The sequence below is a fragment of the Oleiphilus sp. HI0066 genome, assembly GCF_001635725.1.
This window is the reverse complement of record NZ_LWFH01001227.1, coordinates 1-1,821: the sequence shown is the minus strand read 5'-3', so window position 1 is coordinate 1,821 and position 1,821 is coordinate 1. Positions and strand designations below refer to the sequence as shown.

Below are 1,821 nucleotides of genomic sequence, written 5' to 3'. Positions count from 1 at the left end.
TGAAACCAACCTGATTAACGATACTGTATGACAGAATTCGTCTTGCATCATTTTCAAGCAGAGCATAAATGATGCCGTAGAAAATCATAAAGCATCCGATTGGAATCAATACACTTGTACCAGGGAACGCAATAAGCAGCGTAAATACCGCTGTTTTGGTTGTGAAGGCAGAGAGAAAGACCGAGCCACTCGGGCTTGCTTCAGGATATGCATCTGCAATCCACGCCGAGAAAGGTGGCGCGCCGGCGTTGACCAAGAAACCGATTAATATCAGCCATTGAGCAGGTCCAGCTAACTCAAGCGCGGTAAATTCGGTAGATCCTGTTTCATGGATATGCCACAGAATACCTGCCATCAATATGACGCCGCCAAATAAATGCATAAACAAATAACGCATACTGGCTTTGTATGCGGAGTTTGTTGCGCCAGCCCAGATCACTGCGGTAGAGCCAATTGCCATTAACTCCCAATAAATAAATACGCTGATCAAGTCGCCAGAAGAAGTCACCCCGATTGCGCTACCGGCGTATAAAAACGCTGCAGATAACTCCAAGGTGGAAGCGGTACGCATCGCATAGATGCCACCAACCAAGACCATCAAAGAAAAGATAGTCGCAAACAACTTGCCTACGGTTGAAAAATCAAGCGGTGATAGCGTGTATTCAAGAAAACTTGTTTGCCAAAGCGCGTTATCGGGCAAGGTCCAGATAAGTGTCAATGCAAGTACAGGCAAAGCCACAAGTACAGCTTGTCTCAACAAACCCTGAGTAATAGGGATCAATAGCGCCCCAATGATAATTATCCAGCCTGGTGGAAATTCAATCATCATAATAATCCTCTCCACGCTTCAAGACGTAGCCAAGCACTTTTGCGCCGACCACCATAGCGGCACATGTAACAAATCCATACCATGCTGAAAAACCAAAGGTGCCATCAATACCAAAGTGTTCATGCTTATGAATCAATAATTCAGATAAGACGGTCAGAACCAAAATGGCGATAAATACCTTCCAGAGCAAACTGATCGATGCCGGTCTCATTAACCAATGTTTTTCAGGTTCATTCATAGAGACAGCTCCAGCATTTGTTTCGCAAGCGCAAGTGGTAATTCAGGGTTAAAGAACATAAACAGAGTCATGCCCGCTGTAATTAACAAAGGAATCAGAATCATTAGTGGCGCTTCTCCATGACTCTGATGTTTCTGGTCGTTAGGCTCAGATTTGAAGTAAGCCGCATAAACGATTGGAATAAAATACGCTGCGTTTAATAAGGTGCTGAGAATCAGGGCAATAACAGCGACCCACTGACTTGTTTCTAGCGAACCAAGTAGTAGATACCATTTGGAAATAAACCCAGCAGCTGGCGGCAACCCGATCATCGATATCGCACCAATCGTAAAGGCAGCCATTGTCAAAGGCATGTGTTTGCCAATTCCATCAAGCTCACTCACTAACTTCTTGTGCGCTGTTGTGTATATCGCACCGGCCACGAAAAACAGGGTAATTTTACCGAAGGCATGAGCAGCGATATGCATTGCGCTTCCGATAACACCCATGGCAGTAGCAAGCATTGCACCCAGTACGATGTAACTCAGTTGAGCTATTGTTGAGTAAGCAAGCCTCGCTTTGAGATTGTCTTTGGTCATCGCGATTATCGATGCAATCACCATCGTGGCGGAGGCGACATAAAGCATTAAGTCGGTTGTAGCAAGGTCAGAAAGCGTATCAAGACCGAAAATGTATACCGCAACTTTCAAAATGCTGAAAACACCCGCTTTAACAACGGCGACGGCATGCAGTAAGGCACTGACAGGAGTTGGCG

3 protein-coding genes are annotated in these 1,821 nt (G+C 45.4%); all 3 read right to left on the bottom strand.

Annotated features, from left to right (window positions below; genetic code table 11):
* Nucleotides 1-829 (bottom strand): proton-conducting transporter membrane subunit (locus A3738_RS17695; RefSeq protein WP_304440112.1); only part of this gene is annotated, 829 nt, incomplete at its 3' end.
* Nucleotides 819-1,067, bottom strand: coding sequence for a hypothetical protein (locus A3738_RS17690; protein ID WP_068481880.1), 249 nt, complete (start codon nt 1,065-1,067; stop codon nt 819-821). The genes A3738_RS17690 and A3738_RS17695, both read right to left, overlap by 11 nt.
* On the bottom strand, nt 1,064-1,821 hold a 758-nt coding region (locus tag A3738_RS17685; RefSeq protein WP_304440111.1), incomplete at its 5' end, for a proton-conducting transporter membrane subunit. The genes A3738_RS17690 and A3738_RS17685, both read right to left, overlap by 4 nt.